This is a genomic window from Marinovum sp. 2_MG-2023 (genome assembly GCF_030548265.1).
Classification (GTDB): domain Bacteria; phylum Pseudomonadota; class Alphaproteobacteria; order Rhodobacterales; family Rhodobacteraceae; genus Marinovum.
Genome location: NZ_JAUOSD010000025.1, coordinates 1 through 25,112 on the forward strand (window position 1 = coordinate 1; position 25,112 = coordinate 25,112).

Here is a 25,112-nt window from a genome sequence, read left to right on the forward strand (position 1 = left end):
AACCGGATGCGCCCTAACTTATTGGCGCGCCCGCCCGTCAATACCTCAAAAATTTCTCCGTCTCGTCTGCGTCAGCGTCTCGTTTCCTCGTCGCCGCCGCCCCGTCTGGCGTCCCGTTGTGCGCCTCAGCGCCGCCGGTGAAGGGGGTTCTAGTGTTACCCAGCAAAACCCGCAAGCACAAAATCACAAAATTCCAAAGTTTTGCAAAGTTTTTGCGAAAAATAAACGAAATCAAAAGGTTAGACAGATCATTTTTTGACCAAACCCACATCCACCCTCATCCAACACAACAACCCAGTATATACATCACACCCCCAAAACCCCACATCTAGAGTCGCCCACAGACTTACCCACAAGAACAACCTCACAAACCCGACTCAAAGCAAAATCCAACAACAAAAATACGCCAGAAAAACGAGTCGGATGCGTGAATCAGTCCGACTGAGCCGCTTTGGCCGTCAAATTGCCCAAAGCTCCGGCCATGGGCGCGGTGACCTCTGGTGGAAGTGCACCATCCGCCAGATCGGCCAGCCGCTCTGCCGGATCTTCATAGGCAAACCAGACCCCACCCTGTGTGTCTTCATAGACCAGAACCTTGAGCGGCAGGGCCAACCCCGTCTCACGCGACTCGATCATTGCCGGGGTGCCGACCTTTGGGTTGCCAAAGATCACAAGCTGGGAGGCGCCAATATCCTCGCCCACACTCTTGGCCCCGGCCCCATGATCGACCCGGGCAAACACAGTGGCACCCGCGCCTTCGATCGCAGCCACCAAAGCGTCGGCGGCTTCGACGACGGTTTTATCGGTCGCCACTTTTACGGTTTCCGCAGCACCGCCGGTCGCCAGCAAAAGCGGAAGAGCAAATATCACGGTACGCATCGTTGTCTTTCCCTGTGTTGGATCAGGCCGCGCTTTGGGGTGTGAACTGGCGGCGCAGTTTTTTGACGTTGGTTCTGAGAACAAGCAGCCCAAGTATGACCGCCATGTAGAGCAGCGGCTCCAACTGAAATCCCTTGACCAGCATCACATAGTGCAGCCCCCCCAACAGCACGGCGAGATATGTCAGCTTATGCAGCTTGCGCCATCGCGGCCCCAATTTGCGGACCGAATAATTGTTGGACGAGAGTGCCAGCGGCAAGAGCACAACAAAGCCGGCCATCCCCACGGTGATATAGGGGCGCTTCACGATGTCAGCCCAGATCTGGGACAGGATCTGCACATCCAGCACCAACCAGGTCAGCAAATGCAGGAAGACATAAAAGAACGCCATAATCCCGATCGCCCGACGAAATTTGATCAGGTTCACCCCGACGAACCGCCGCAACGGCGTCACCGCCAAACCGACAATCAGCAATTGCAGGGCAAATTCGCCCAACTCATGTTCCAGGGCCTTGATCGGTTCTGCGCCCAGCCCCCCGGTTGCCCCAAGATACAGGAACCAGAGCGCCGGAAGCGGCAGCACAATATAGAGCAGCCACGCCGGAACCCGGCGCAGACCAGCATTCAATTGATCGATCATCAGAACAGTTTCCGCAGATCCATACCATCATAGAGGCTCGCCACCTCTTCCTGATAGCCATTGAACATCGGCGTCGGCTCACGCTTGGCAAACAGACCGCCACCAATACGCCGCTCACTGGCCTGCGACCAACGGGGGTGATCGACCTCTGGGTTCACATTGGAGTAGAATCCGTATTCACGCGCATTGGCCTTGTTCCAGCTGGTGGGCGGCTCTTCGTCGGTCAGTGTGATGCGCACCACGGATTTGATGGATTTGAAGCCGTATTTCCACGGCACCACCAAACGCAGCGGCGCGCCGTTCTGGTTTGGAATGTCCTTGCCATAGATACCGGTCGCCATGATCGTCAGCGGGTGCATGGCCTCGTCCAGGCGCAAACCCTCGACATAGGGCCATTCAAGCACGCGGGAACTCTGGCCGAACATCTCGTCCGGGCGAAACAGGGTTTCAAAGGCGACATATTTCGCGCTCGATTGCACACCGGCCATATTCAGCAGGTCGGCGAGCTCAAATCCGTTCCACGGCACCACCATCGACCAGGCCTCGACACAGCGGAACCGATACAGGCGCTCTTCGACGGTCATCGCCTTCATGATGTCCTCAAAGGCATAGTCGCCCGGCTTGTCGACCATACCGTCGATCTTGACCGTCCAGGGCGTGGTGGTCAGCGCATGGGCATTGCGCGCCGGATCATCTTTGCCGGTGCCGAATTCATAGAAATTGTTATAGCTGGTGATGTCTTCATAGCTGTTGGGTTCAAGCTCTTCCCCCATTGCCAGCGCCGGACCCGCAATCGACGCCAGCCCAAGCCCGGCTGCGCCGCCCATAAGCTGACGGCGGTTCAGATAGACGGATTCCGGTGTGACGTCATTGTCGGTTAAAGTATTCTTCCAGCGAAAGGCCATATGTAATCCCCTTGGTCCTTGAACAGTGACGGGATGCGGTCGCGGGCATCCCGGTTGCAGGGGAATGTAGACACTTGGCCGGGATCAACAAAACAAAGTCTTCTCAAATTCCCGTGGTATGACTGTAACGTTTCGCGGTGCTTACTTACTGGGCCCGACCACATCACGCATGGATACCGATCGGCCATTGTCCTGCATCATCCGCACATGCAGACGCCGGATCAGCCGCGGTTCGGCCACGCCGACGGAATGGGCAATGATTTCGACCTCTTTGATGATCTGGCTGGCATAGCGCGCCACGCGCACCTCTTTGTCTTCGACCACCAACCCCTTTTGAAACCGCGGATCATGGGTGGTGATGCCGGTGGGGCAGGTGTTCTTGTTACACTTCAGCGCCTGAATACAGCCAAGCGCAAACATGAAGCCGCGCGCCGAGACCACGAAATCGGCCCCCGCCGCAAGCGCCCAGGCCACATCGCCGGGATTGACCATCTTGGCCCCGGCAATCAGGCGGATGCGATCCTTCAGCCCCGCCGCATTGCGCATATCGGCCACCAGCGGCAGGCTTTCACGCACCGACATCCCCACCAGATCCATCAGCGGCATCGGCGCGGCGCCGGTGCCGCCCTCGCCGCCATCAATGGTCAGAAAGTCCGGCGCACTGTCCGACCCGCGCCGCCCGATTTCCTCAAACAGGCCGGCAATCCCCTCTTCCGAGCCGACCACCATCTTCAAGCCAACAGGTTTCCCCGTCACCCGGCGCACCCGGTCGATCAGGTTCAACATGTCACCCCAATCATCAACCCCGGTGTGGCGGTTCGGCGAAATCCCGTCCTGCCCGACCTCCAGCCCGCGAATGGCGGCAATCTCGGGCGTGACCTTGGCCCCCGGCAGGATACCACCTTTGCCGGGTTTGGCACCTTGGCTCATCTTGATCTCGAACATGCGCACGGTTTCATGTGCCGCCATTTCGCGCAGCTTGTCGTCGCTCAACCGCCCATCGGGGCCGCGCACGCCGAAATTCGCCGTGCCGATCTGAAACACCACATCACAGCCCCCTTCCAGGTGGAACGGGCTGAGCCCGCCCTCGCCGGTGTTCAGCCAGATGCCGGCGGCCTTTGCCCCGCGGCTGAGCGCACGCACCGCCGGTTTGGAAATCGCACCATATGACATGCCAGAGATGTTGAAGATCGACGGCGCGGTAAACGGGCGCGGCACACCTTCGCCAATGACCATCGGCGCGGTCTTGGCAAATTGGTCATCCAGCGGCGGAAAGGCCGAGTTCACGAAAATCGGCGTTCCCGGCACATCGGTGTTCCGGGTCGAACCGAACGCCACCATATTATCCACGCCCTTGGCCGCGTGATCCACCCAATCGCGCTGTGCACGGTTGAACGGCAGTTCCTCGCGGTCCATGGCAAAGAAGTATTGGCGAAAGAATTCCCCCAGCCCGGAAAACAGATACCGAAACCGGCCAATCACCGGATAATTGCGCCGGATCGCATCGGCGCGCTGGGTCCGGTCAATAAAGAACATGACCACCGCTGTCAGAAGCAACAGACCGAACAGCCCGGCAAACAACACCGCCACGAAATTTACGATTTGGAATGCGAGGCCCATCAACGTCTCCTTTGTGCGGCGCTTTTGTCCGTGCGAACCATCGCGCGTTCGCCCCGTCGCGGCAACGGACAATTGCACCTCTCGCGGCGGCAAATACCCCACTTATGTGTCGGTTTGCGCGCAGCTTGGCGAAAATCGCATTCCCACACCGCGACCGCCCGGGGTCGGTCATAATCTGACCACAATCCACGCCAAGAACCATGATTGTTTCGTCATAACATGCAGCGACAGGAGATAGAGCGTTGCCAGAAAATTCAAACATGGCCCAAGGCACCAGTCTTTACATCGACCCCGACCTCAAGGTCGTCGGCAGCTCGCTGGCGGATCTTCTGAACGGGACATCCGATGACGATTTTATTTACGGCATGGACGGCGACGATACCCTGCGCGGGGGCAGTGGCGATGACCTGATTTTTGGCGGGCTCGGCCACGACTATCTGCGCGGCAATTGGGGCCTGGACACCCTTTGGGGCGGCGACGGCGATGACCGGCTCGAAGCGGGTGGCAAGGATGATGTCCTGCATGGCGGGTCGGGCAATGACACATTGCGCGGTGGCACCGGTGACGACCTGATGAACGGCGGCACCGGCGATGACTCTCTCAATGGCGGCGATGGCAAGGATACGCTGAACGGCGGCAGCGGCATCGACAAATTGGTGGGCGCCAATGGCAATGACGTGATGGACGGCGGCGACGGTGACGACACGCTGTTTGGCGGCAATGGCAATGATACCATGCTGGGCGGAAACGGTCAGGACAGTATCTATGGCAGCAGCGGCAATGACGTCGCCGAGGGTGGCATCGGCGACGATACCCTGCGCGGCGGCAACGGCAACGACAGATTGTCGGGTGACGCTGGCCAGGATGACCTGCGCGGTGGCAACGGCAATGACCTGCTGGATGGCGGCCAGGGCGATGACAATGTGATTGCCGGGGACGGCACCGACACATTGTTCGGGGGCGAAGGCAATGACCGGTTGGTGGGCGGAAACCACAACGACCTGATCCATGGCGGCGATGACCAGGACACGCTTTTCGGCGGTGAAGGCAATGACACCTTGAACGGCGATGCAGGTATGGACATCCTTTATGGCGGCAATGGCCGAGACATCCTGCACGGCGGCGCAGGCGAAGACCGGCTCTGGGGCGGCGCTGGTCGCGACGCCCTGACGGGTGGCGACGGCAACGACACGCTTAGCGGTGGCGCTGACAATGACACGCTGAACGGTGGGGCCGGCGATGACTACCTGCAGGGCGGATATGGCAACGATCTTTTTGTATTTGATACAATGTCCGGCAATGACACCATCCAGGGCTTTGGCACGGGCGCAGATAGGCTGGATTTGACCGCACTTGGCTTGAACGACACCAGCGATCTGCTGTTCGCCGACACCGACACCGGTTTGAAAATCGAAACACTGGACGGCAGCAGCATCCTGCTGCTTGGCACGTCGATGTCGAATTTCGACACCGAAGCCATCCTGATTTAGGCCAACACGGCCAGAAAAAACGCGCCGGAGCGATCCGGCGCGTCCCTATATGGCTCAGCACATGGGCAGTCTTTCAACCGCACAGGTCAATGAACGACCGCATCATCCGGTCTGGGCCGATTGGTCGCCGCCACGCGGTCACCGATGATCAACCCCTCTGCCCCGGCACTGACCGGCAACAGATCCCCATCGGCCACATCCCCAGCCAGCAGCATTTCCGCCAGCGGATCCTGCAAAGCGCGCTGGATCACCCGTTTCAACGGACGTGCGCCAAACACCGGATCATAACCTTCATCAGCCAGCCATTTGGTCGCCGCCTCGTCCAGATCCAGCTCGATCTTGCGGGCCGCCAGACGTTTGACCAGCCGGGCCAGCTGAATATCAACGATCCCCGCCATATCCTCGCGCTTGAGCCGGTCAAATATGATGGTTTCATCCAACCGGTTGAGGAATTCTGGCCGGAAATGCACCCGCACCGCATCCATCACGTCGCGCCGCGCTTGGGCACTGTCGGCACCTTCGGGCAGTTGTGACAACGCCTGCGACCCAAGGTTCGAGGTCAACACAATCAAGGTCTGCTTGAAATCCACGGTCCGGCCCTGACCATCGGTCAGCACACCATCATCGAGCACCTGCAACAGCACGTTGAACACGTCCGGGTGTGCCTTTTCGACCTCGTCGAACAAGACAACCTGATAAGGTCGCCGTCGCACCGCTTCGGTCAGCACCCCGCCCTCGTCATAGCCGACATAGCCCGGAGGCGCACCGATCAGACGGGATACCGCGTGTTTTTCCATGAACTCAGACATGTCGATGCGCACCATCGCGTTGTCATCGTCAAACAGGAAATTCGCCACCGCCTTGGTCAGCTCGGTTTTCCCCACGCCGGTCGGCCCAAGGAACAGGAACGATCCCAGCGGCCGCCCTTCGTCGTTCAGGCCCGCACGCGCCCGGCGCACGGCATTCGACACGGCCTTGACCGCCTGATCCTGACCGATCACCCGGCGATGCAGCTCCTGTTCCATCCGCAGCAGCTTTTCGCGTTCCCCTTCCAGCATCCGCGAGGTCGGGATGCCGGTCCAGCGCTCGACGACCTGCGCAATCTGTTCAGGACGCACAGCCTCTTCGACCATGACGCCGTCCTGCTCTTGCTCCTCGGCCTGCGACAGCTGCTTTTCCAATTGCGGGATCACACCATACGACAGCTCACCCGCCTTGGCCAAATCACCGTTGCGTTTCGCAATGTCCAATTCGGCCCGCGCCCGGTCCAGCTTTTCCTTGATATCACGTGCCGCGCTCAGCTTGTCGCGCTCGGCCTGCCATTTCGCGGTCAGCTGCGCCGATTGATCCTGCAGATCCCCCAATTCCCGTTCCAGCTTGTCCAGCCGGTCCTTGGACGCCTGATCATCTTCCTTGCGCAGCGCCTCGGCCTCGATCTGCTTTTGCAGAATATCGCGGTCCAAAGCGTCCAGCTCTTCCGGTTTGGAATCCACCGCCATCCGCAACCGCGACGCGGCTTCGTCCATCAGGTCGATGGCCTTGTCCGGCAAAAACCGGTCAGTGATATACCGGTGCGACAGCTGCGCCGCCGCCACAAGGGCACTGTCGGAAATCCGCACCCCATGGTGCAGCTCATACTTCTCCTTGATGCCGCGCAGGATGGAAATCGTGTCTTCCTCTGTGGGCTCTGCCACCATCAACGGCTGGAACCGCCGCGCCAGCGCAGCATCTTTTTCCACATGCTTGCGATATTCATCCAGCGTGGTCGCCCCGACACAATGCAATTCACCCCGCGCCAGCGCCGGCTTCAAGAGGTTCGAGGCATCCATCGCCCCATCCGCCTTGCCCGCACCGACCAGTGTGTGCATCTCGTCGATGAACAACACGATCTCGCCCGCCGCGGCCGTAACCTCCGACAACACCGCTTTCAGACGTTCTTCAAATTCACCGCGGTACTTTGCCCCGGCAATCAGCGCGCCCATGTCCAACGACAACAGCTTCTTGTTGCGCAGGCTTTCCGGCACATCGCCATTGACGATCCGCAGCGCCAGCCCCTCGGCAATTGCCGTCTTCCCTACGCCCGGCTCACCGATCAGCACCGGGTTGTTCTTGGTCCGGCGGCTCAGCACCTGCATCGCACGGCGAATTTCCTCGTCGCGACCAATGATCGGGTCAATCCGGCCTTCGCGGGCACGTTCTGTCAGATCAAGACTGTATTTCTTCAACGCCTCATAGCCATCCTCGGCGCTGGCGGTATCGGCCGTGCGCCCCTTGCGGATGTCATTGATCGCCTCGTTCAGGCTCTGCGCGCTCACCGCACCAGCCTCCAGCGCCTTTTTGGCTTCGGATTTGACCAGGGCCAGCGCCATCAGAATCCGCTCGACCGGGACAAATGAATCCCCCGCCTTCTTGGCGACCTTCTCGGCCTCGTCCAGCACCTTGGCCGTCAGATTGTCCATATAGATCTGTCCGGCATCCCCCGACACCTTGGGAATCTTTCCCAACGCCAGATCATTGGCCTGCACCACACGCTCCGGTGCGCCACCCGACCGTTTGATCAGATTGGCGGACAGACCTTCTTCGTCATCCAGCAATGCGCGCAAAATATGTTCCGGGGCCAACCGTTGGTGGTTTTCCCGCATGGCAATGGTCTGCGCCGCCTGAATAAACCCGCGCGACCGCTCCGTGAACTTCGCTAAGTCCATGGCTCTCTCCTTCATGTTAAGCGCCCGATTTCGACGATGCCCGACTGTGCGGCACACCCCCTTTTGGGCCTCTGAACCATAGGTGGGCAAGCCCGATCAGGATTTCAAGGTAACGGCGGCATGACTGAAACGTGACGCCGCAAAATCGGACATCCCCTTCCTCTGCCGAATTATGGCCCCATCTTATCCACAAGGGCCGTGCACCTTAATGCTCTAGGAACGGAGACAGACATGCAGCTGAAAACCCGCATCACCGATGTCCGCCACAACGCGGAAACCGGTTCTTTCGAAGCCCAGGTGACCCTGATGGACGCCACCAACAGCTTCACCTACAGCATCGACTACCCGGCACCAATCGACACCGACCCCGATGTGATCAAATCCGCGCTCTCGGCGCGCGCCCGGGCGCAACACGCCCCGGACACCTGCACCCTGACCTGCAGCCGCACAACCCGACCTGCACCCGGGCAAAACCTCGACATCGCAACCCATATCCTGAACGCGCGGCCGAACTATTTGGCACAAATCCTGCACCGCTAACCACACTGCGCAGATGCTGCTGCGGGCGCAATCCGGTCTTTCTCCTGGCCAAATATCCCGGGGGTCTGGGGGCTGGCCCCCAGCCTGTCGGCACGCCCCGGCGTGACGACACAAACATCGACGCACTGGCTTTTCCGGCCCGAAACCCCTTGCCTTACCGACACCAGCGCGCAAAACACGGGCGGATCGAACCCAGCCAAGGAACCGCGCCCATGCCCCCTCTGTCCGATGACCGCCTGATTGTTGCCCTCGATGTGCCCAATGCCGTGGCGGGTCTGGCCCTGACCGAACAGCTGGGCGATGCCGTCAGCTTCTACAAAATCGGCCTTGGTATGTTGACGGGCGGCGGGCTTGCGCTGGCCAATGAGCTGAAGTCAGAACAGGGCAAACGCATCTTTCTGGACATGAAATTGTTCGATATCGGCGCCACGGTCGAAGCGGCAGTGCGCGGGTTGGCGCAATTCGACCTCGATTTCCTCACCGTTCATGGCGACCCCCAGGTCGTACGCGCCGCCAAGGAAGGCGCCGCCGGCAAGGACATGAAAATCCTGGCGGTAACCGTGCTGACATCGCTGGACCGTACGGACCTTGATGCGGCCCTGATCGCGCCGGGCAACATTGCCGAGATTGTCACCACCCGCGCCGCCCGCGCGTTTGAGGCCGGGGCCGACGGCGTGATCGCTTCTGCCCGCGAGGCCGCGATGATCCGCGCCCTGCCCGAGGCCGCAGGCCGCCTGATCGTGACCCCCGGCATTCGTCCAACCGGCGCGGCAGACGACGACCAGAAACGCATCGTGACCCCAAAGAATGCCATTACCAACGGCGCAGACCATATCGTTGTCGGTCGCCCGGTCTGGCAAGCCTCCGCCCCGCGCGAGGCCGCGCAGGCAATCGTCTCGGAATTGAACCGCTAATCTTTGGTACTGAGTCTCTGTTACTGGGTGACTGTGTTACAGGGTTGCTGACCACCTGGCCCCAAACCTTTACCCTCAATCTTTTGCCCCCAATCGTTTGAATGCAGGAGGATCATCCATGGCAACCGGCACCGATATTCGCACTTATTTTCAGGGCCAATGGCACGATGGCGATCTCGCCGTGATGAAAGCGGCGGATCACGGCTCCTGGCTGGGCACCACGGTGTTTGATGGCGCACGGATGGTCAACGGTTTGACCCCGGACCTTGATCGCCATTGCGCCCGCGTCAATCGCTCGGCCGAGGCCCTGATGATCACCCCCACGGTCAGCCCCGACGATATGGTGGCGATCATCCGCGAGGGTCTGGCCAGCTATGCGCCGGGCACCGCTGTCTATATTCGCCCCATGTACTGGGCGCTCGAGGGCGACTTCCTCGGCATTGTGCCCAAGGCCGGCGCCACCGGATTTGCCATTTCGCTGGAGGCGATTCCAATGGCGCCGGACACCGCCGCCACCACATTGACCACCACCTCCTTTCACCGACCGGTGCTTGCCACTGCGGTGGTCAACGCCAAGGCCGGCTGCCTTTATCCCAACAATGCCCGCATGCTGGCCGAAGCCCGCCGCAAGGGATTTGGCAATGCACTGGTGGCGGACGCATTGGGCAATGTCGCGGAAACCGCCAGCGCCAATGTCTTTATGGTGCGTGACAATGTGGTCCTGACCCCGATCGCCAACGGCACGTTTCTGGCCGGGATCACCCGTGCCCGCCATATCGAAAACCTGCGCGCCGATGGGGTCGAGGTGATTGAAACCGTGCTCAGCTTTGCCGATTTCCATACCGCGGACGAGGTATTCCTGTCCGGCAACATGATGAAGGTCACGCCAGTCACCGCTTTTGATGACACGCAATATCAAATTGGTCCGCTGACCCAACGGGTGCGGTCGCTCTATTGGGACTGGGCCGCAAGCCAGCGATAATCGACCTCGGGGCTTTTGCCACATAATTCAATTGTCCGCCGGCCGGAATAGAGGCATGATCCGCCCGCGAAGGAGTATCACAATGCGCAAGTTTCTAGTCGTACTTGACGACAGCCGCGAATGCCTTAACGCCATGCGCTTTGCAGCAATGCGGGCCAGCCACACCGGCGGTGGCGTGGAAATCCTTTCGGTGATTCCACCGGACGAGTTCAACCATTGGATCGGGGTCGGTGACATCATGCGCGAAGAGGCGCGGGAACGGATTCACGCCCATTTCGAGGTTTTTGCCAAATGGATGCGGGACCGTCAGAATGTCGACCCGGAACTGGTCATCCGCGAGGGTGAGCCCGTGACCGAAATCATCGCCCAGGTTCAGGATGATTCCGAAATCGGTGTTCTGGTTCTTGGGGCTGGCACCGACAAAAAGGGCCCCGGCCCGCTGGTGACCCAATTGACCCGCAATGCCGGCTCTTTGCCGGTGCCCATTACCATTGTGCCCGGCGATCTGTCCAAGGACCGGCTGGAGGCCATCACCTGACCGGCGACCGCAGCTGTTTTAGAATCATTCCAAACATTGACATCGCGGGCCCGGATCGACATATCTGAGGTCAGCGATAAGGAATATGTCCCATGTTCATCCAGACCGAATCCACCCCCAATCCCGCGACCCTGAAATTCCTGCCGGGTCAAACCGTGCTGGAAATGGGCACCGCAGATTTCCCCAGCGCCGACGGCGCGGCGGCCTCGCCGCTGGCGGAGCGGCTGTTTGCCGTGCCGGGGGTCGAAGGTGTATTTTTCGGCCATGACTTTGTGACCGTAACCAAAGCCGACACCATGGAATGGGACCACCTGAAACCCGCCATTCTGGGCGCAATCATGGAGCATTTCCAATCCGGCGCACCGGTGATGGCGGGGGATGTCGGCGGGTCTTCGGGCCATGCGGAACATTCTGGTGAAGATGGTGAAATCGTCAACCAGATCAAAGAGTTGCTCGACAGCCGCGTGCGCCCTGCCGTGGCCCAGGATGGGGGCGACATCACGTTCCACGGGTTTGAACGCGGCGTTGTTTACCTGCATATGCAAGGGGCCTGTGCCGGGTGTCCGTCGTCGACGCTCACATTGAAAATGGGCATCGAAAACCTGTTGCGCCACTATATCCCCGAGGTGACAGAGGTGCGGCCCGTTGCCGTCTGATGACCTCGTTCTGGGATTTGATACATCGGCCGCGCATTGCGCGGCCGCTTTGCTGTCTGGTGACCGGCTGATCGCCCACCGCACGGACATGATGGCACGCGGTCAGGCCGAACGATTGTTCCCCTTGCTGGAAGAGGTGCTCGCCGAAGGCGGCGCAGGCTGGCAGGATCTCTCTGCGCTTGGGGTCGGCATCGGTCCCGGCAATTTCACCGGCATCCGCATTTCCGTCTCGGCGGCGCGCGGGCTGGCATTGTCGCTGAACATTCCCGCTGTTGGCGTCAGCGCGCTGGCGGCCGCGGCCTATGGCCATGACAGGCCGGTGACCGCAATGATCGACGCCCGCCGCGACCGGGTCTATGTCCAGGAATTTCCATCCGGCGCGCCCCGTCTGATCGAGATCGCGGACTTCGTACCGACATCGCCGATCACCGGCCCCGGCGCGGATCTCTTGGCAGGCGGCGAAATGCGCCGGCAAACCTGTGATATTGCCGAGGCCACCGCCCGCATCGCCGCGGTGCGTTGCAACGGCGACGTAACCGCCCCGGCCCCGCTTTATATCCGTGCCGCCGATGCCGCGCCATCGCGTGACAGGCCCCCGGTGATGCTTGATGACACCTGAGTCCATGGCCGCGCTGCATGCAGCCTGTTTTCCCAACCGTCCATGGAGCGCGGCAGAATTTGCCCAGCTGACCGAAGCGCGCGGCGTGATCTGGCTGACCAGCCCGGACGATGACGGTCTGATGTTTGTGCAATCCATCCCGCCAGAGGCCGAAATCCTGACCATTGCCGTCGCCCCGCACGCCCAGCGAAAAGGCGTGGCGCGCAGTCTGATCGCCGACATGTGTGACAGGCTGTTTTCGGCTGGGGTCACCACCCTGTTTCTCGAAGTTGCCGAAGACAATACCGCCGCACGCGGGCTTTATGCCAATGCCGGTTTTGCCGAGTCCGGCCGCCGCAAGGCCTATTACCCGCGCGCCGAAAAGCCTGCCGCAGATGCAGTCATCTTGCGCAAAAGTCTGGCCTAACCTCCCGTTTCCGCCACGGAAATACACAAGAATCGGTTGACCGTCCGCCTGCAACCCGGCCTTAATCGGCAATGATCCGGGTCGACCCGGACCAAGACCCACGTGCGGGGGCCACCCCGCCGTATTCCAACGGGAGCAACTTATGACTTTTCTGAACAAAATCCTTGCCACGACCGCAGCCACCGCGCTGATGGCTGGGGCGGCACTGGCGGATCCCGCGCTGATCTATGATCTTGGCGGCAAGTACGACAAAAGCTTTAACGAAGCCGCATTTAACGGTGCTGAACGTTGGGCCCAGGAAACCGGCGGCAAGTATCTGGAAATCGAATTGCAGTCCGAAGCGCAACGTGAACAGGCGCTGCGCCGCTTTGCCGAAGCGGGTGCAAACCCGGTTGTGACCACAGGCTTTGCCATTGCATCGGCCATCGAAGAGGTCGCCGGCGACTATCCCGACACCAAATTCGTCAACATTGACGGCTTCCTGCCGGATGTGCCCGACAATGTGCAGATGATCGCGTTTCAGGAACATCAGGGCTCCTACCTTGTCGGGATGCTGGCGGCGATGGCGTCTGAATCCGGCACCGTCGGCTTTATCGGGGGCATGGATGTGCCGTTGATCCGTCACTTTGGCTGTGGCTATGCCCAGGGCGCCAAGGCCGCAAACCCGGACATCAACATTGTGGCCAACATGACCGGCACCACGCCGACCGCATGGAATGACCCGGTCAAAGGCTCTGAGCTGGCAAAAGCCCAGATTTCGCAAGGCGCGGATGTGATTTACGCGGCGGCCGGCGGCACCGGTGTTGGCGTTCTGCAAACCGCCGCTGACGAGGGCATCCTGTCGATCGGCGTCGACAGCAACCAGAACCACCTGCACCCCGGCAAGGTTCTGACCTCGATGCTGAAACGGGTCGATGTCGCGGTCTATAACGCGATGATGGAAGGCGAAATGCTGGAAACCGGCGGCACCATGGTGCTGGGACTTGAAGAAAACGGCGTCGGCTATGCCGTGGACGAGTTCAACGAAGCGCTGCTGTCCGACGAGATGAAGGCCGCCGCCGACGAGGCGCGCCAAAAGATCATCGACGGCGAAATTGATGTTGTAAGCTACTATGCAAACGACAGCTGCCCGGTTCTGAACTTCTAAACCTGCGCAAAGTCGCGACACGGGCCGCGCCGGGAAATCGGCGCGGCCCTTCCAAATTGCCGAGGGTCCATGTTTCGCAAAACCGCCTTTGTACCTTGCTGTCTGCCCGAAGCAGCCGCATCCGAAACCATCACGTTCGACATTGCAGAAGACGTCATGATCCACCGCGATGGGGCGGGCGATGCACGGTTTGAATTTCTGGCCGACGGGGACAGCCGTTTGCAATGCGTGGCGCTCAATTCCGGGAATGCGCCGATCTCAGTGGAAAACATCTTTGCAAACACGGGGTTTATCCGGTTTCATGACATAGAAGTCGCACAGATCGCTCGCGCGGTCTGTCGCCGCCGGAATTAGGGGACGCAAATGACATCGGCACCGGCCATTGAACTCAAAGGCATATCCAAGGCGTTTGGCCCCGTTCAGGCCAACAAGGATATTTCGATCCGGGTCATGCCTGGCACGATCCACGGCATCATCGGCGAAAACGGCGCCGGGAAATCGACGCTGATGTCGATCCTGTATGGCTTTTACAAGGCTGACGCGGGCGAAATCTTTATTCAGGGCAACAAAACCACGATCACCGACAGCCAGACCGCGATTGCCGCGGGCATCGGCATGGTGTTTCAGCATTTCAAACTGGTGCCGAATTTCACCGTGCTGGAAAACGTCATCCTTGGCGCCGAAGACGGTGAATTGCTGCGCCCCTCACTGGCCAAAGCGCGCAAGGCCCTGACCGATCTGGCCGAAGAATATGAGTTGAAAATCGACCCCGACGCCGTGGTGGAAACGCTATCGGTGGGTCACCAACAGCGGGTCGAGATCCTCAAAGCACTGTATCGTCAGGCCGATATCCTGATTCTGGACGAACCGACCGGCGTGCTGACGCCCGCCGAAGCCGATCAATTGTTCCGCATTCTCAATCGCTTGCGCGAAGAGGGCAAGACGATCATCCTGATCACCCACAAGCTGCGGGAAATCATGGACATCACCAACACCGTCAGCGTCATGCGCCGGGGGGAGATGACCGCAACAGTCCAAACCACCGAAACCAACCCGGAGCACCTTGCAGAGTTGATGGTTGGTCGCAAGGTTCTGTTGCAGGTGGACAAGGACCCCGCAACGCCCGGCGCGCCGATCCTGGAAGTGCGCAATCTGCGCGTGGTCGACAGCGCCGGTGTTGAACGGGTCAAAGGCATTGATCTGACGGTACATGCCGGCGAAATCCTCGGCATTGCGGGGGTGGCGGGCAACGGCCAGTCTGAATTGCTCGAGGTTCTGGGCGGCTATCGCACCGCGACCGGCGAAATCAGGATGAATGGCACCCCAATTGATCTGACCGGCAGCAAATCGGACGGCCAATCGCGCCGGGCGCGCGGCATTGCCCATGTGCCCGAAGATCGCCAGCGCGAGGGGCTGATCATGGATTATCAAGCCTGGGAAAACGCCGCCTTTGGCTATCATCATGATCCGGCCTTCCAATCCGGCATTCTGATGAACAACGCCGCGATCAAGGCCGACACGTTGCGCAAGATCGAAAAATTCGACGTGCGACCGCCCAACCCGATGCTTGCTGCGAAAAACTTCTCTGGTGGCAATCAACAGAAAATCGTTGTCGCCCGCGAGGTCGAGCGCAATCCCGATCTGTTGCTGGTGGGCCAGCCGACCCGCGGCGTCGACATCGGCGCCATTGAATTCATCCACCAACAGATTGTCGCCCTGCGCGATCAGGGCAAGGCGGTCTTGCTTGTCTCGGTCGAATTGGACGAAATCCTGTCCCTGTCGGACCGGGTGGCCGTGATGTTCGATGGCAAGGTGATGGGCGAACGGCTTGCCTTCGAAACGGATGAAAAAGAACTGGGGCTGATGATGGCCGGGATTACAGAGATGCCCGACAAACCAATCATCGAAGCGGTCGAAGAACAAATGGCAGCAAAAGAAGCGCGAGAGGCAAAGCACCATGGATAGAATGCCAGCATGGGCCGATGCGGTTCTGGTGCCGCTGATTTCGCTGATCCTTGCCGCGATCCTGTCGGCGCTGGTCATCATTGGCATCGGCGAAGATCCGGTTGCGGCCTTCAAACTGATGGTTGAGGGCGCGCTCATGCGTTCGTCCGGTTGGGGTTACACGCTTTATTACGCGACAAACTTCATCTTTACCGGCCTTGCGGTCGCCGTTGCCTTTCACGCGCGTCTGTTCAATATCGGCGGCGAGGGTCAGGCGATGCTGGGCGGGCTTGGGGTGGCGCTGATCTGTCTCTATATTCCCTGGCCGCATTGGACCCTGGCGGTTCTTGGGTCTGCTGTGGGCGCGGCGGCGTTCGGTGCGCTTTGGGCGTTGATCCCCGCCTATCTTCAGGCGAAACGCGGCAGCCATATCGTGATCACCACGATCATGTTCAACTTTATCGCTGCTGCTTTCCTCAACTACGTGTTGGTCAATCTGCTTCGTCCGCCACGCGCCATGGACCCGGCCACCGCCAAATTCCCCGACGCCACCCATTTGCCGACCTTTCGGGACATGTTTTCCACCGCAGACAACATCCTGTTTCGCGGCGCCCCGGCGAATGTGACGTTCTTTCTGGCGTTGATCGCCTGTGTCGTGGTCTGGCTGCTGTTGTGGCGCACCCGGCTGGGCTATGAAATTCGCGCCTTTGGCCATTCCGAAAGCGCGGCGAAATATGCCGGTATCTCGCCGGTGCGGATCACCGTAGTGACCATGTTGATTTCCGGCGCTCTGGCCGGGTTGATGGCCCTGAACACCACCCAGGGCGAGGCCGAGCGGCTGGTGATGAATGCCACCGAGGGCGCCGGGTTCATTGGCATTGCGGTGGCACTTATGGGGCGATCACATCCGTTGGGCGTCTTGCTGGCGGCGATCCTGTTCGGGTTTCTCTATCAGGGCGGGGCTGAATTGGCGCTCTGGACCAATATTCCACGCGAATTGATCGTGGTGATTCAGGCGCTGGTGATCCTGTTCACCGGGGCGCTCGACAATATGGTGCGAATGCCGCTGGAACGTCTGTTCCTGGCACTGCGCCGGAAAGAGGGCTGAGCGATGCAGGATATTATCGCCCATCTCCCCGCCTTCTTTGCGGCGTTTTCGATCCTTGTGGTTGCCGCATCCTCGCCCGGTCCGGCTGTGGCGCTGCTGCTTGGCATTGCGACCACCCAAGGCCGCGGTCCGGCGTTGATCGCCACCACGGGAATCGCTGTCGGATCTCTCTGTCTGAACATCGCGACGCTGTTGGGGGTGGGGCTGTTGATCGCCAATGCCGCCTGGGCCATGCAGATTTTGCGCCTGATCGGGGCGGCCTATCTGTTGTGGTTGGCCTGGGGGGCATTTCGCAAGGCGATAGACCCGCCGGTGCTGAAACCTGTGGCTGTGAAACCGCGTTCTGCGGTTCAACACTTTGCCACCGGCTATCTTTTGCAGGTCACCAACCCCAAGGCGATTGTGTTCTGGCTGGCCATCGCGGCCGTCGGCGCGACCGAGGGCGGCAACGCGATGGTCATCGCGGCCTTCCTGATTGCGGCCTTTGCCATTTCCTTTGGCTGTCACGCCGCCTGGGCGCTGCTGCTGTCATCACCGCCTGTGCGCAGTGCCTATGCGCGCGCACGGCGCTGGATCGAGGTCGCGCTTGGCGGCTTTTTCACCATTGCCGCCTGGCGGCTGGCCACATCGGAGGCTTGAGCCATGGACCTTTTGACCCTTCTTCAGGTGCTTGATTCGACACTTCGACTGGCGACGCCGCTGTTGTTGGCCTGTCTTGCCGGTTTGTTTTCCGAACGCGCCGGTGTTTTTGACATCGGGCTGGAGGGCAAGATGCTGGCAGCGGCCTTTTTCGCCGCCGCTCTGGCCTCTATCACCGGGTCGGTCTGGTTGGGCCTGATGGCCGGGATTGCCGCATCGCTGATTTTGTCGCTGATCCATGGCCTTGCCTCGATCACCTTTCGCGGGAACCAGTTGATCTCTGGCGTGGCAATCAACTTTCTGGCGTCCGGTTTGACGGTTCTTATCGCGCAGGATTTGTTCAGCCAGGGCGGGCGCACGCCATCGCTTGTCGGCGGGGCACGTTTCGAAGGCATTGACCTTCCTTTTGCCATCGGTCCCCAAGATGCAGAGGCGGCGGGTGTCCCCCTGTCGCAACTGGTGGCCGAGGCCGGGCCGCTCCAACAGATCTATTCCGAATTGATCTCTGGCCATTCGATCCTGGTCTATATCGCCCTGTTGTTCGTGCCGCTGTCGTGGTGGGTGCTGTTTCGCACCCGCTTTGGCCTGCGGTTGCGGGCGGTCGGCGAAAATCCGGCGGCGGTGGACACGGCCGGGGTGTCGGTTGTCGCCCAGCGTTTTGCGGCGGTCATGATCTGTGGCGTTCTATGCGGCATTGCCGGGGCTTACCTTGCCACCGCGCTTCAGGCCGGATTTGTGCGGGAAATGACCGCTGGGCGGGGCTTTATCGCTTTGGCGGCGCTGATCTTTGCCAAGTGGCGGCCATGGTATGCGCTTTATGCCTGTCTTCTGTTTGGTCTCTTGCAGGCGGTGGCGCTGCGCTATCAGAACATTGACCTCGGGATCTTTGTTGTCCCGGTTCAGGTAATGGACGCCCTGCCCTATATCCTGACGGTGGTGATCCTGGCCGGCTTCGTCGGCAAAGCGATTCCCCCGCGGGCCGGCGGCGAACCCTATGCCAAGGAGCGGTGACCGCCAACACCGGTTGGTCGCCCCCATGCGGGGCGATCACATAACATTGCAAATCTGGAACATTGCTCGTGCAGAAACACGGCATGCCGGTACTCTCGACGCCGCTTTCTCGCGTCTGTGGCCAATACCGACCTGACGCCTAAAACACGTAAGCAATTGAAGTAACGAGCTAAACCTAAGCTCATCACGGCGTTGGCCAGCAAGAATTTGCGGGCCGCGCCAAAATTTTTCCGCGTCGAAAAATAATCCACGATTTTTGCCACTTCGTGACTTTGCTGCACTTGCAAATCGCTGCGAGATGCGGCTAGAGACAGCCATGCAAATATACCTGCCAATAGCCGAAGTTTCGGTAAATGCTTTCCTGCTCCTTGGGCTGGGGGGTATGGTTGGGATCCTGTCAGGCATGTTCGGTGTCGGTGGCGGGTTTCTCATGACGCCACTGTTGTTCTTCATCGGCATTCCCCCCGCCGTTGCCGTAGCAACCGAAGCCAATCAGATTGTCGCCTCGTCGTTTTCCGGCCTGCTGGCGCATCTGAAACGCAAGACCGTTGATTTAAAGATGGGCGGGGTGCTGCTTGTCGGCGGTTTGGTCGGCGCGGCGCTGGGGGTGTTGGTTTTCAACTACTTGCGCTCGCTGGGCCAGGTCGATCTGCTGGTCAAACTCTGTTACGTTGTTTTCCTTGGCATTATCGGCGCGCTGATGTTTGTCGAAAGCCTGCGCGCCATTCGTCGGTCGCGTGCGGCGGGCGGTGTCACCCCGACAAAACGCAAACACCGTGGCTGGATTTCGGCCATGCCGTTCAAGATGCGGTTCCGCACCTCCGGTCTCTATATCTCTGTCATTCCGCCCCTGATTGTCGGCGTGTTGGTGGGTATTCTGGCGGCCATCATGGGGGTCGGCGGCGGCTTTATCATGGTGCCTGCGATGATCTACATCCTGCACATGCCGACCAAGGTTGTGGTCGGAACCTCGTTGTTCCAGATCATTTTTGTCACCGCATTTACCACCCTGCTGCACGCCACAACCAACTACACCGTGGATATGGCGCTGGCGGTGCTTCTGCTGGTGGGGGGTGTCATCGGGGCGCAAATCGGCACCCGGATCGGCGTCAAGCTCAAGGCGGAACAATTGCGTATCCTATTGGCAATGCTGGTAATTTTGGTCTGCGGCAAGCTTGCCTTTGACCTGCTGGTGCAACCATCCGAACTCTATTCGATTGGCACCGGAGGGGGGCATTGATGCGTGGCTTTCTAGCACTGTTGGCGCTGATGCTTTTGCCGGTTACGGCACAGGCTCAGGACCTGGCACAGGATGAACCCACTGTTGCGGCAAATGACCTGCAAGAGGCCGTTGTCCTTGGCCTGTCCCAGAACCGCGTGCGGATCACCGCCAATTTCGACGGATCGGAAATCCTGATCTTTGGCGCGGTCAAACGCGATGGCGCGGTGCCCGACAGCGAGCTGGACGTGATTATCGCCGTGGCCGGCCCATCGGCCCCATTGGTGGTGCGCAAAAAAGAGCGCCGTTACGGCATCTGGATCAACACCGAATCCGCCGATCTGCATTCTGCACCCAGCTTCTATTCCGTCTCTTCTTCGCGCCCTCTGAAGGATATCCTGCCCGAAGCCGTCGACGAAGAATTCCGGATCACCGCGCCGCAAATGGTGCAGGGGCTGGGGTCAGAACAGAATTTCGTCGATGCCACGATCCGCATTCGCGAAAATGCCGGGCTGTATCAGGTCAACGAAGGCAGCATCGAGGTTTCGGAACAGACCTTGTTCCGCACATCGGTCGACATGCCGGCCAACCTGACCGAAGGCGACTATCGCACGCGGGTGTTCTTGCTGCGCGACCAAACAATCATCTCTGATTTTGAAACGATCATTGATGTGCGCAAGGTCGGTCTGGAGCGGTTCCTGTTCAACCTCTCCCGCGAAAGACCGTTGATTTACGGGCTTTTGTCGCTGGCCATTGCCATTGCCGCAGGCTGGGGTGCATCCGCCGCCTTCCGCGTGTTCAAAGCCGGTTAACCCCGGTAACGAAACACGCCGGTGGCGGTTGCGATCAACAGGCCGGTGTCATCTTCGACCCGGCCCTCGGCAAAAAAGGTGCGTTTCCCGCCGCCGGTTTTGCGTCCTTCACCGATCAGGACCCCGCCCAGAGGCCGGGACAGATAATTGACCGACAGGTTGAGCGTAAGGCACATCTGTCGGTCATCCTGCACCCCGGTGAAGCACCCCGAATACCCCATACATGTGTCCAGCAGCGCGGCGTGAATGCCCCCATGCGGCGCGCCATGGCGGTTCTGGGTAAACTCGGCCAGGGGCACTTCGATGCGGGCGAATTCCGGCCCCCACTCTACCAGTTTCATGCCGATATGGGTGGCAAAGAGAGAGGGTGCCTCCCAGTTTGCCGGGGTGTCGTCGGTCATGTCGGCCTGCCTATTTCTCGGTCAATTTCAATTCGATACGACGGTTGCGCGCCCGGGCCTCGGCGGTGTTGGCAGGATCCACAGGCGTGTATTGCCCAAACCCGTTTGCCGCCAGCCGCTCTGGTTCCAGCCCCAGGAAATTGATCATATACCGCACAACCGACAGCGCCCGCGCCTGGGACAATTCCCAATTGTCGGCAAATTGCTCTGAGCCGACGATTGGCACATTGTCGGTATGGCCATCGACGCGAATGACCCAATCAATTTCGCTCGGAATGTCATCAGACACCGATTTCAGGATGCGGGCGACCTTGGCAATCTCGCGCTGGCCATCCGCCGACAACGTGGCATCACCCGACCCGAACAACACGGAAGAGGCAAAGACAAAGCGGTCCCCTTCGATGCGCACGCCGTCCTGATTGCCCAACAGATCCCGCAGGCGGCCAAAGAATTCCGACCGGTATTTCTCAAGGTTCCTGTTTTCTTCTTCCAGCAGCGCGGCATTGCGTGCCTCGGCCTCGGCGCGGCGTTTTTCTTCCAGCGCCTTTTGCGCCAGCGCCGCATTCAAATCAGACCCAAGGCTTTCGATTTGAATGTTCTGCGCCACATCGCGGGCTTTGTAGTCGTCCAACAGCGCCTGCAATTCGCCCAATTGCGCCCGCAACGCGCCAACCTGTTGGTTGAGCACCTCGGCCCGACGTTGTGCGGCGGTCGACACCTGGGTCTGTTCGGCCAATTCGCTGCGCGCAGCCGCCAAAAGCGCCGCGCGGTTTTCCGCTTCGGATCGGCTTTGGCTCGCGGCGGTTTCGGCGGCCTTTGCCGCCTGCTCGGCTGCCAGTTTCAGCGCCAGCGCCTCGGCCAATTGGGCGCGCACATCCGTGGCCTCCAGCTCTGCCTTGACGGTGGCGGCCAGAGCAGCAGACAATTGATCCCGCAGGCTGATTTCGCCGGTCTGGGTTTCGTCCAATGTGGCCCGCAGATTGGCCAGCTGCTGTTCAAGGGATACGCTGCGCGTCTCTGCCTGTTCCAATGCGCCGCCCAGCGCCTTGGCGTTTTCTTCGGCGGCCAATTGTGCGGCCAGCGCCTCGGCCAGCTTGTCTTCCAGCGTGCGCGTTTCGGCGCGCGCGGCGTTCAGGTCGGCCTGCGAGGTTTCCAAGGCATTCGCGGTTTGGTCGCGGGCCTGTTCTGCGGCCACCCGCGCCGCAAGCGCCGCCGCCAGATCGTCTTCGATCCCGGCCATATCGGATTGCGCAGACAGGGCGCGGGCCAGTTCATCTTCCAGAGTTGACTGTCGATCCAGCGCCGCCGTGGCGGTTTGTTCCGCTTCCCGCGCACTGCGTTCGGCGGTCAATTTCGCGGCCAGCGCCTGGGCCAATTGTTCCTCCAGCGCCCCACGTTCCACATCGAAATTTTCGCGCAGGCTGGTCAGGGCGAGTTCCAGTTCACCGATCCGGGCGGTCTGGGACTGACTGTCCAACAGGGCGGCGGCCAATTGCGCCTCCAATCCCGAAAGCCGTGACCCGGTTTCGCGGTCGTTGGAAAGCGCGTTTTGCAAATCTTCGGTCAGCGCGACATTGCGTGCCTCGGCCTGTTGCCGGGCCAGAAGGGCCGCCGCAAGCTGCGCTTTCAGGGTCGTGGATTCCTCAGACGTTTCGGCCAGCCGGGCATCCATCTCGACCAATTGCGCTTCGGCGGCGGTCTGCGCAATCAACGCATTGGCCAGCCGCGCATCCAGATCTTCTTCGACCGCTTTTGCCGCCGCCAACAGCGACAGGGTTTCCTCGGCCTCGCGGCGGCGCTCTTCCAATGCGAGGGTCATTGCGGTCAATTCAGCATCTGCGGTTTTCAACCGCTCGCGCAACGCCTCGGCGGCGGCGATTTCGGCCAGCCGTTTCGCCTCTTCCTCGCTCAGGCGGTTTTCCAACTCCTGGATCTGCGCACCAAGCACCGCAGTCGTGTCTGCCTGATCGCTTTGCATCTGGGCAATCATGGCTTCCAGGGCTTCGGCCTGGGCGGCGGCAAGGCGTGCGGCCTCGGCCTCGGCATCAATTTCGTCGCGTGCCTGCGCCAAGGCCAGTTGCATGGCCTCTTGCTCGCTCAACAGGATCTGTTCACGATCCTGCAATTCACCAATACGGTCGGCGGCGGCGGCCTGATCGGCCAACAGACCGGCGATCTGGGCCTCGAACCCGGTGATCTGTTCCTCGGCCGCGCCCAGCGCCGCGTCCCGTGCGGCCACATCCTGTTGCAAGGCCGCAATCTGAATGCCGGCGGCGGACAATGCCGCTTCGCGCGTTTCAACATCGCGTTGCAAGGTGGCAATGATCGACGCCTGTTCCGCCGCACGGGTTTCGGCATCCCCCAGCGTGGCGGTCAGGCTGCCAACCTCATCCTGCAGCGCGGCGGTCTTGTCGCGTTCCAGCCCCAGCGCCTCGGCCAGGGCGGCGATTTCGCCGGACAATTCGTCCAGCTGGCTTTCCTGACCGGTGATGGTTTCCCGCAGCGAAAATTGCACCACCATGAAAATGGTCAATACAAACATCAGTACCAAGAGCAGACCGGTCATCGCATCGACAAAACCGGGCCAGATCGAGCTTTGCAATCTTTGCCCTGTGCGACGTGACAATGCCATCGTTTAACCCTCCTGTTCAGGGGATTCCAATTTCGGCCGTCTGATGTTTCGATTGGGCCGATTTGCGGCGTTTGTATTGGCGCTGACCTGGCGCACGGCGGTGTTCAACGCACGGGTCAGTGCCGACAGATCGGTACGCAGTTCCGCCATGCTTTCCTGACGGCCGGCAGACATCTCTTCGAGGATACGCAGCATCTGGACATCAATCGACCGCAGGCGCATCCGGCTTTCGGCATCAATCCCGCCTTCGGGGTTCACCGTGCGACTTTCCAGCGCTTCAATCAACCGTTCCTGTCCTTCGGCCAGACGGGTCAGCGCCGTGGTCGGGGCGGATTGTGCCTCCAACCGTTCGGTCATCCGTTCCAGACTGTCCGCCAGGATCGACAGTTTGTCATCCACCACCGCGCGGCTTTCGTCGGACTGGGCGAACATCTGTTGCAGCGATTCCATCTGCTCGGACATGTGATCGACCACTGCGACCAGCAGCTGTTGATCGCTGCCGCCCTCGCCCTCACCCGAACCGGCATAGCCCAGCCGGGTGATCGAGGACATCCATTCCTCAAGCTCGCGGTAAAACCGGTTCTGGCCATGACCGGCAAAAAGTTCCAGCAACCCGACCACAAGCGAACCGGCAAGCCCCAGCAAGGACGAGGCAAAGGCCGTACCCATTCCGCCCAGCTGGCTTTGCAGACCTTGTTGCAGGCGTTCAAAGATCTGCCCACCGGTTTCGCCCGGTGCCGGTGTCAGCGACCGGATCGTATCAACCAATGCCGGGATCGTGGTCGCAAGGCCGTAAAACGTGCCCAACAGCCCAAGGAAAATCAGCAGCGACACGATATAGCGGGTGATTTCGCGCGCTTCGTCAATCCGTTGCCCCACCGAGTCGAGGATCGACCGCGACGAGGTGGCCGAAATCTGCATCCGCTTGCCCCGCGTCCGCATCAAGGTCGCCAAAGGCGCCAGAATGCGCGGCGCGACGTGGCCGGCATCGCGTTCGGCTGCGAAACTTTCGATCCAACGCACCGATCCGATCAACGTCACCACCTGCCAGAAGGTGGCAAAGACCCCGATCACAAACACCAGAACGATGAACCCGTTCAGATAGGGATTAGAGAGGAAAACCGGCAAAACCCTGGGCAGCGCCAGAAACAATCCGGCCCCGACAAGCCCCAGCACCGTGACCATAAAGATCACCTGGCGCACAGGTTGAGAAAATTTCGGCTCGGCCTCGCGGTCCGGCTTGTCCACCATGAGGGACGGTTCCTGACACTGTTAGTTGCGCCAAGAGTCTAGGCAGGTTTCCCT

General features: G+C 60.3%; 25 protein-coding genes. 17 read left to right on the forward strand and 8 right to left on the reverse strand.

The features are described from left to right. On the forward strand, positions 1 to 259 hold a 259-nt coding region (locus tag Q4577_RS19830; protein ID WP_303472195.1), incomplete at its 5' end, for a hypothetical protein. A 173-nt stretch (positions 260 to 432) separates the two neighbouring features. Here the strand turns inward: Q4577_RS19830 and Q4577_RS19835 are convergent. The 4 genes from Q4577_RS19835 to Q4577_RS19850 all read right to left on the reverse strand — a co-directional run bounded on the left by Q4577_RS19835 (position 433) and on the right by Q4577_RS19850 (position 4,044). Continuing rightward, positions 433 to 879, reverse strand: coding sequence for a DUF302 domain-containing protein (locus Q4577_RS19835; protein WP_303472197.1), 447 nt, complete (start codon positions 877 to 879; stop codon positions 433 to 435). Between the two features lie 22 nt (positions 880 to 901). Next, entirely contained in the window at positions 902 to 1,519 is a 618-nt protein-coding gene (gene msrQ, locus Q4577_RS19840) for a protein-methionine-sulfoxide reductase heme-binding subunit MsrQ (protein WP_303472199.1), read from the reverse strand. Next, a complete protein-coding gene (gene msrP / locus Q4577_RS19845) occupies positions 1,519 to 2,424 on the reverse strand; it encodes a protein-methionine-sulfoxide reductase catalytic subunit MsrP (protein ID WP_244684732.1) in 906 nt (301 codons plus the stop codon). Before msrP ends, msrQ begins: the two co-directional genes overlap by 1 nt. A 141-nt stretch (positions 2,425 to 2,565) precedes the next feature. Next, positions 2,566 to 4,044, reverse strand: a complete 1,479-nt coding sequence (locus Q4577_RS19850) for an FMN-binding glutamate synthase family protein (RefSeq protein WP_244684730.1) — start codon at positions 4,042 to 4,044, stop codon at positions 2,566 to 2,568. 242 nt (positions 4,045 to 4,286) lie between these two features. Here Q4577_RS19850 and Q4577_RS19855 point away from each other — a divergent pair, with 242 nt between their 5' ends. Further along, positions 4,287 to 5,534: a calcium-binding protein gene (locus Q4577_RS19855; RefSeq protein WP_303472203.1), complete on the forward strand. Its 1,248-nt coding sequence runs from the start codon at positions 4,287 to 4,289 to the stop codon at positions 5,532 to 5,534. Between the two features lie 86 nt (positions 5,535 to 5,620). On the opposite strand, the gene clpB is transcribed toward Q4577_RS19855, so the two are convergent. Continuing rightward, the gene (gene clpB / locus Q4577_RS19860; RefSeq protein ID WP_303472205.1) at positions 5,621 to 8,239 is read right to left on the reverse strand and encodes an ATP-dependent chaperone ClpB; all 2,619 of its coding nucleotides are present in this window, start codon (positions 8,237 to 8,239) and stop codon (positions 5,621 to 5,623) included. Between the two features lie 231 nt (positions 8,240 to 8,470). On the opposite strand from clpB, the gene Q4577_RS19865 reads away from it, so the two are divergent. From Q4577_RS19865 to Q4577_RS19935, 15 genes are all read left to right on the forward strand, one after another. Further along, complete coding sequence (locus Q4577_RS19865; RefSeq protein WP_303472208.1) at positions 8,471 to 8,779, forward strand: hypothetical protein; 309 nt, start codon at positions 8,471 to 8,473, stop codon at positions 8,777 to 8,779. A 212-nt stretch (positions 8,780 to 8,991) separates the two neighbouring features. Beyond that, positions 8,992 to 9,693, forward strand: coding sequence for an orotidine-5'-phosphate decarboxylase (gene pyrF, locus Q4577_RS19870; RefSeq protein ID WP_303472210.1), 702 nt, complete (start codon positions 8,992 to 8,994; stop codon positions 9,691 to 9,693). 118 nt (positions 9,694 to 9,811) lie between these two features. After that, the gene (locus tag Q4577_RS19875; protein WP_303472212.1) at positions 9,812 to 10,675 is read left to right on the forward strand and encodes a branched-chain amino acid aminotransferase; all 864 of its coding nucleotides are present in this window, start codon (positions 9,812 to 9,814) and stop codon (positions 10,673 to 10,675) included. An 82-nt stretch (positions 10,676 to 10,757) separates the two neighbouring features. Further along, on the forward strand, positions 10,758 to 11,213 hold the full coding sequence (locus Q4577_RS19880) for a universal stress protein (RefSeq protein ID WP_244684712.1): 456 nt from the start codon (positions 10,758 to 10,760) through the stop codon (positions 11,211 to 11,213). Positions 11,214 to 11,305: 92 nt separating this feature from the next. After that, on the forward strand, positions 11,306 to 11,869 hold the full coding sequence (locus tag Q4577_RS19885) for a NifU family protein (protein WP_244684710.1): 564 nt from the start codon (positions 11,306 to 11,308) through the stop codon (positions 11,867 to 11,869). Continuing rightward, the gene (tsaB, locus tag Q4577_RS19890) at positions 11,859 to 12,488 is read left to right on the forward strand and encodes a tRNA (adenosine(37)-N6)-threonylcarbamoyltransferase complex dimerization subunit type 1 TsaB (RefSeq protein ID WP_303472215.1); all 630 of its coding nucleotides are present in this window, start codon (positions 11,859 to 11,861) and stop codon (positions 12,486 to 12,488) included. The genes Q4577_RS19885 and tsaB overlap by 11 nt, the downstream gene beginning before the upstream one ends. Continuing rightward, positions 12,478 to 12,894, forward strand: a complete 417-nt coding sequence (locus Q4577_RS19895) for a GNAT family N-acetyltransferase (protein ID WP_303472218.1) — start codon at positions 12,478 to 12,480, stop codon at positions 12,892 to 12,894. The genes tsaB and Q4577_RS19895 overlap by 11 nt, the downstream gene beginning before the upstream one ends. Positions 12,895 to 13,036: 142 nt before the next feature. Continuing rightward, the gene (locus tag Q4577_RS19900; protein WP_244684704.1) at positions 13,037 to 14,041 is read left to right on the forward strand and encodes a BMP family protein; all 1,005 of its coding nucleotides are present in this window, start codon (positions 13,037 to 13,039) and stop codon (positions 14,039 to 14,041) included. A 69-nt stretch (positions 14,042 to 14,110) separates the two neighbouring features. Next, positions 14,111 to 14,395, forward strand: coding sequence for a hypothetical protein (locus tag Q4577_RS19905; protein ID WP_303472221.1), 285 nt, complete (start codon positions 14,111 to 14,113; stop codon positions 14,393 to 14,395). 9 nt (positions 14,396 to 14,404) lie between these two features. Then, complete coding sequence (locus tag Q4577_RS19910) at positions 14,405 to 16,006, forward strand: ABC transporter ATP-binding protein (RefSeq protein ID WP_303472223.1); 1,602 nt, start codon at positions 14,405 to 14,407, stop codon at positions 16,004 to 16,006. Then, positions 15,999 to 17,093: an ABC transporter permease gene (locus tag Q4577_RS19915; protein WP_303472225.1), complete on the forward strand. Its 1,095-nt coding sequence runs from the start codon at positions 15,999 to 16,001 to the stop codon at positions 17,091 to 17,093. Before Q4577_RS19910 ends, Q4577_RS19915 begins: the two co-directional genes overlap by 8 nt. 3 nt (positions 17,094 to 17,096) lie before the next feature. Continuing rightward, positions 17,097 to 17,732 (forward strand): LysE family translocator, encoded by a 636-nt coding sequence (locus tag Q4577_RS19920; protein ID WP_303472227.1) that lies wholly within the window; start codon positions 17,097 to 17,099, stop codon positions 17,730 to 17,732. A gap of 3 nt (positions 17,733 to 17,735) precedes the next feature. Further along, positions 17,736 to 18,743, forward strand: coding sequence for an ABC transporter permease (locus tag Q4577_RS19925; protein WP_303472229.1), 1,008 nt, complete (start codon positions 17,736 to 17,738; stop codon positions 18,741 to 18,743). Between the two features lie 316 nt (positions 18,744 to 19,059). After that, the gene (locus tag Q4577_RS19930; RefSeq protein WP_244684690.1) at positions 19,060 to 19,983 is read left to right on the forward strand and encodes a sulfite exporter TauE/SafE family protein; all 924 of its coding nucleotides are present in this window, start codon (positions 19,060 to 19,062) and stop codon (positions 19,981 to 19,983) included. Then, positions 19,983 to 20,774 carry a TIGR02186 family protein gene (locus tag Q4577_RS19935; RefSeq protein ID WP_303472232.1) on the forward strand — a complete coding sequence of 264 codons (792 nt, stop codon included), beginning with the start codon at positions 19,983 to 19,985 and terminating at the stop codon, positions 20,772 to 20,774. The genes Q4577_RS19930 and Q4577_RS19935 overlap by 1 nt, the downstream gene beginning before the upstream one ends. Here Q4577_RS19935 and Q4577_RS19940 read toward each other — a convergent pair. From Q4577_RS19940 to Q4577_RS19950, 3 genes are read right to left on the reverse strand one after another with little or no spacing between them, the layout of a single operon-like run. Continuing rightward, positions 20,771 to 21,175: a PaaI family thioesterase gene (locus tag Q4577_RS19940; RefSeq protein ID WP_303472234.1), complete on the reverse strand. Its 405-nt coding sequence runs from the start codon at positions 21,173 to 21,175 to the stop codon at positions 20,771 to 20,773. The genes Q4577_RS19935 and Q4577_RS19940 overlap by 4 nt on opposite strands. Before the next feature lie 10 nt (positions 21,176 to 21,185). Beyond that, positions 21,186 to 23,807, reverse strand: a complete 2,622-nt coding sequence (locus Q4577_RS19945) for a peptidoglycan -binding protein (protein WP_303472235.1) — start codon at positions 23,805 to 23,807, stop codon at positions 21,186 to 21,188. A 3-nt stretch (positions 23,808 to 23,810) separates the two neighbouring features. Continuing rightward, positions 23,811 to 25,055 carry a biopolymer transporter ExbB gene (locus tag Q4577_RS19950; protein ID WP_244686311.1) on the reverse strand — a complete coding sequence of 415 codons (1,245 nt, stop codon included), beginning with the start codon at positions 25,053 to 25,055 and terminating at the stop codon, positions 23,811 to 23,813. Between the last annotated feature and the right edge of the window lie 57 nt (positions 25,056 to 25,112).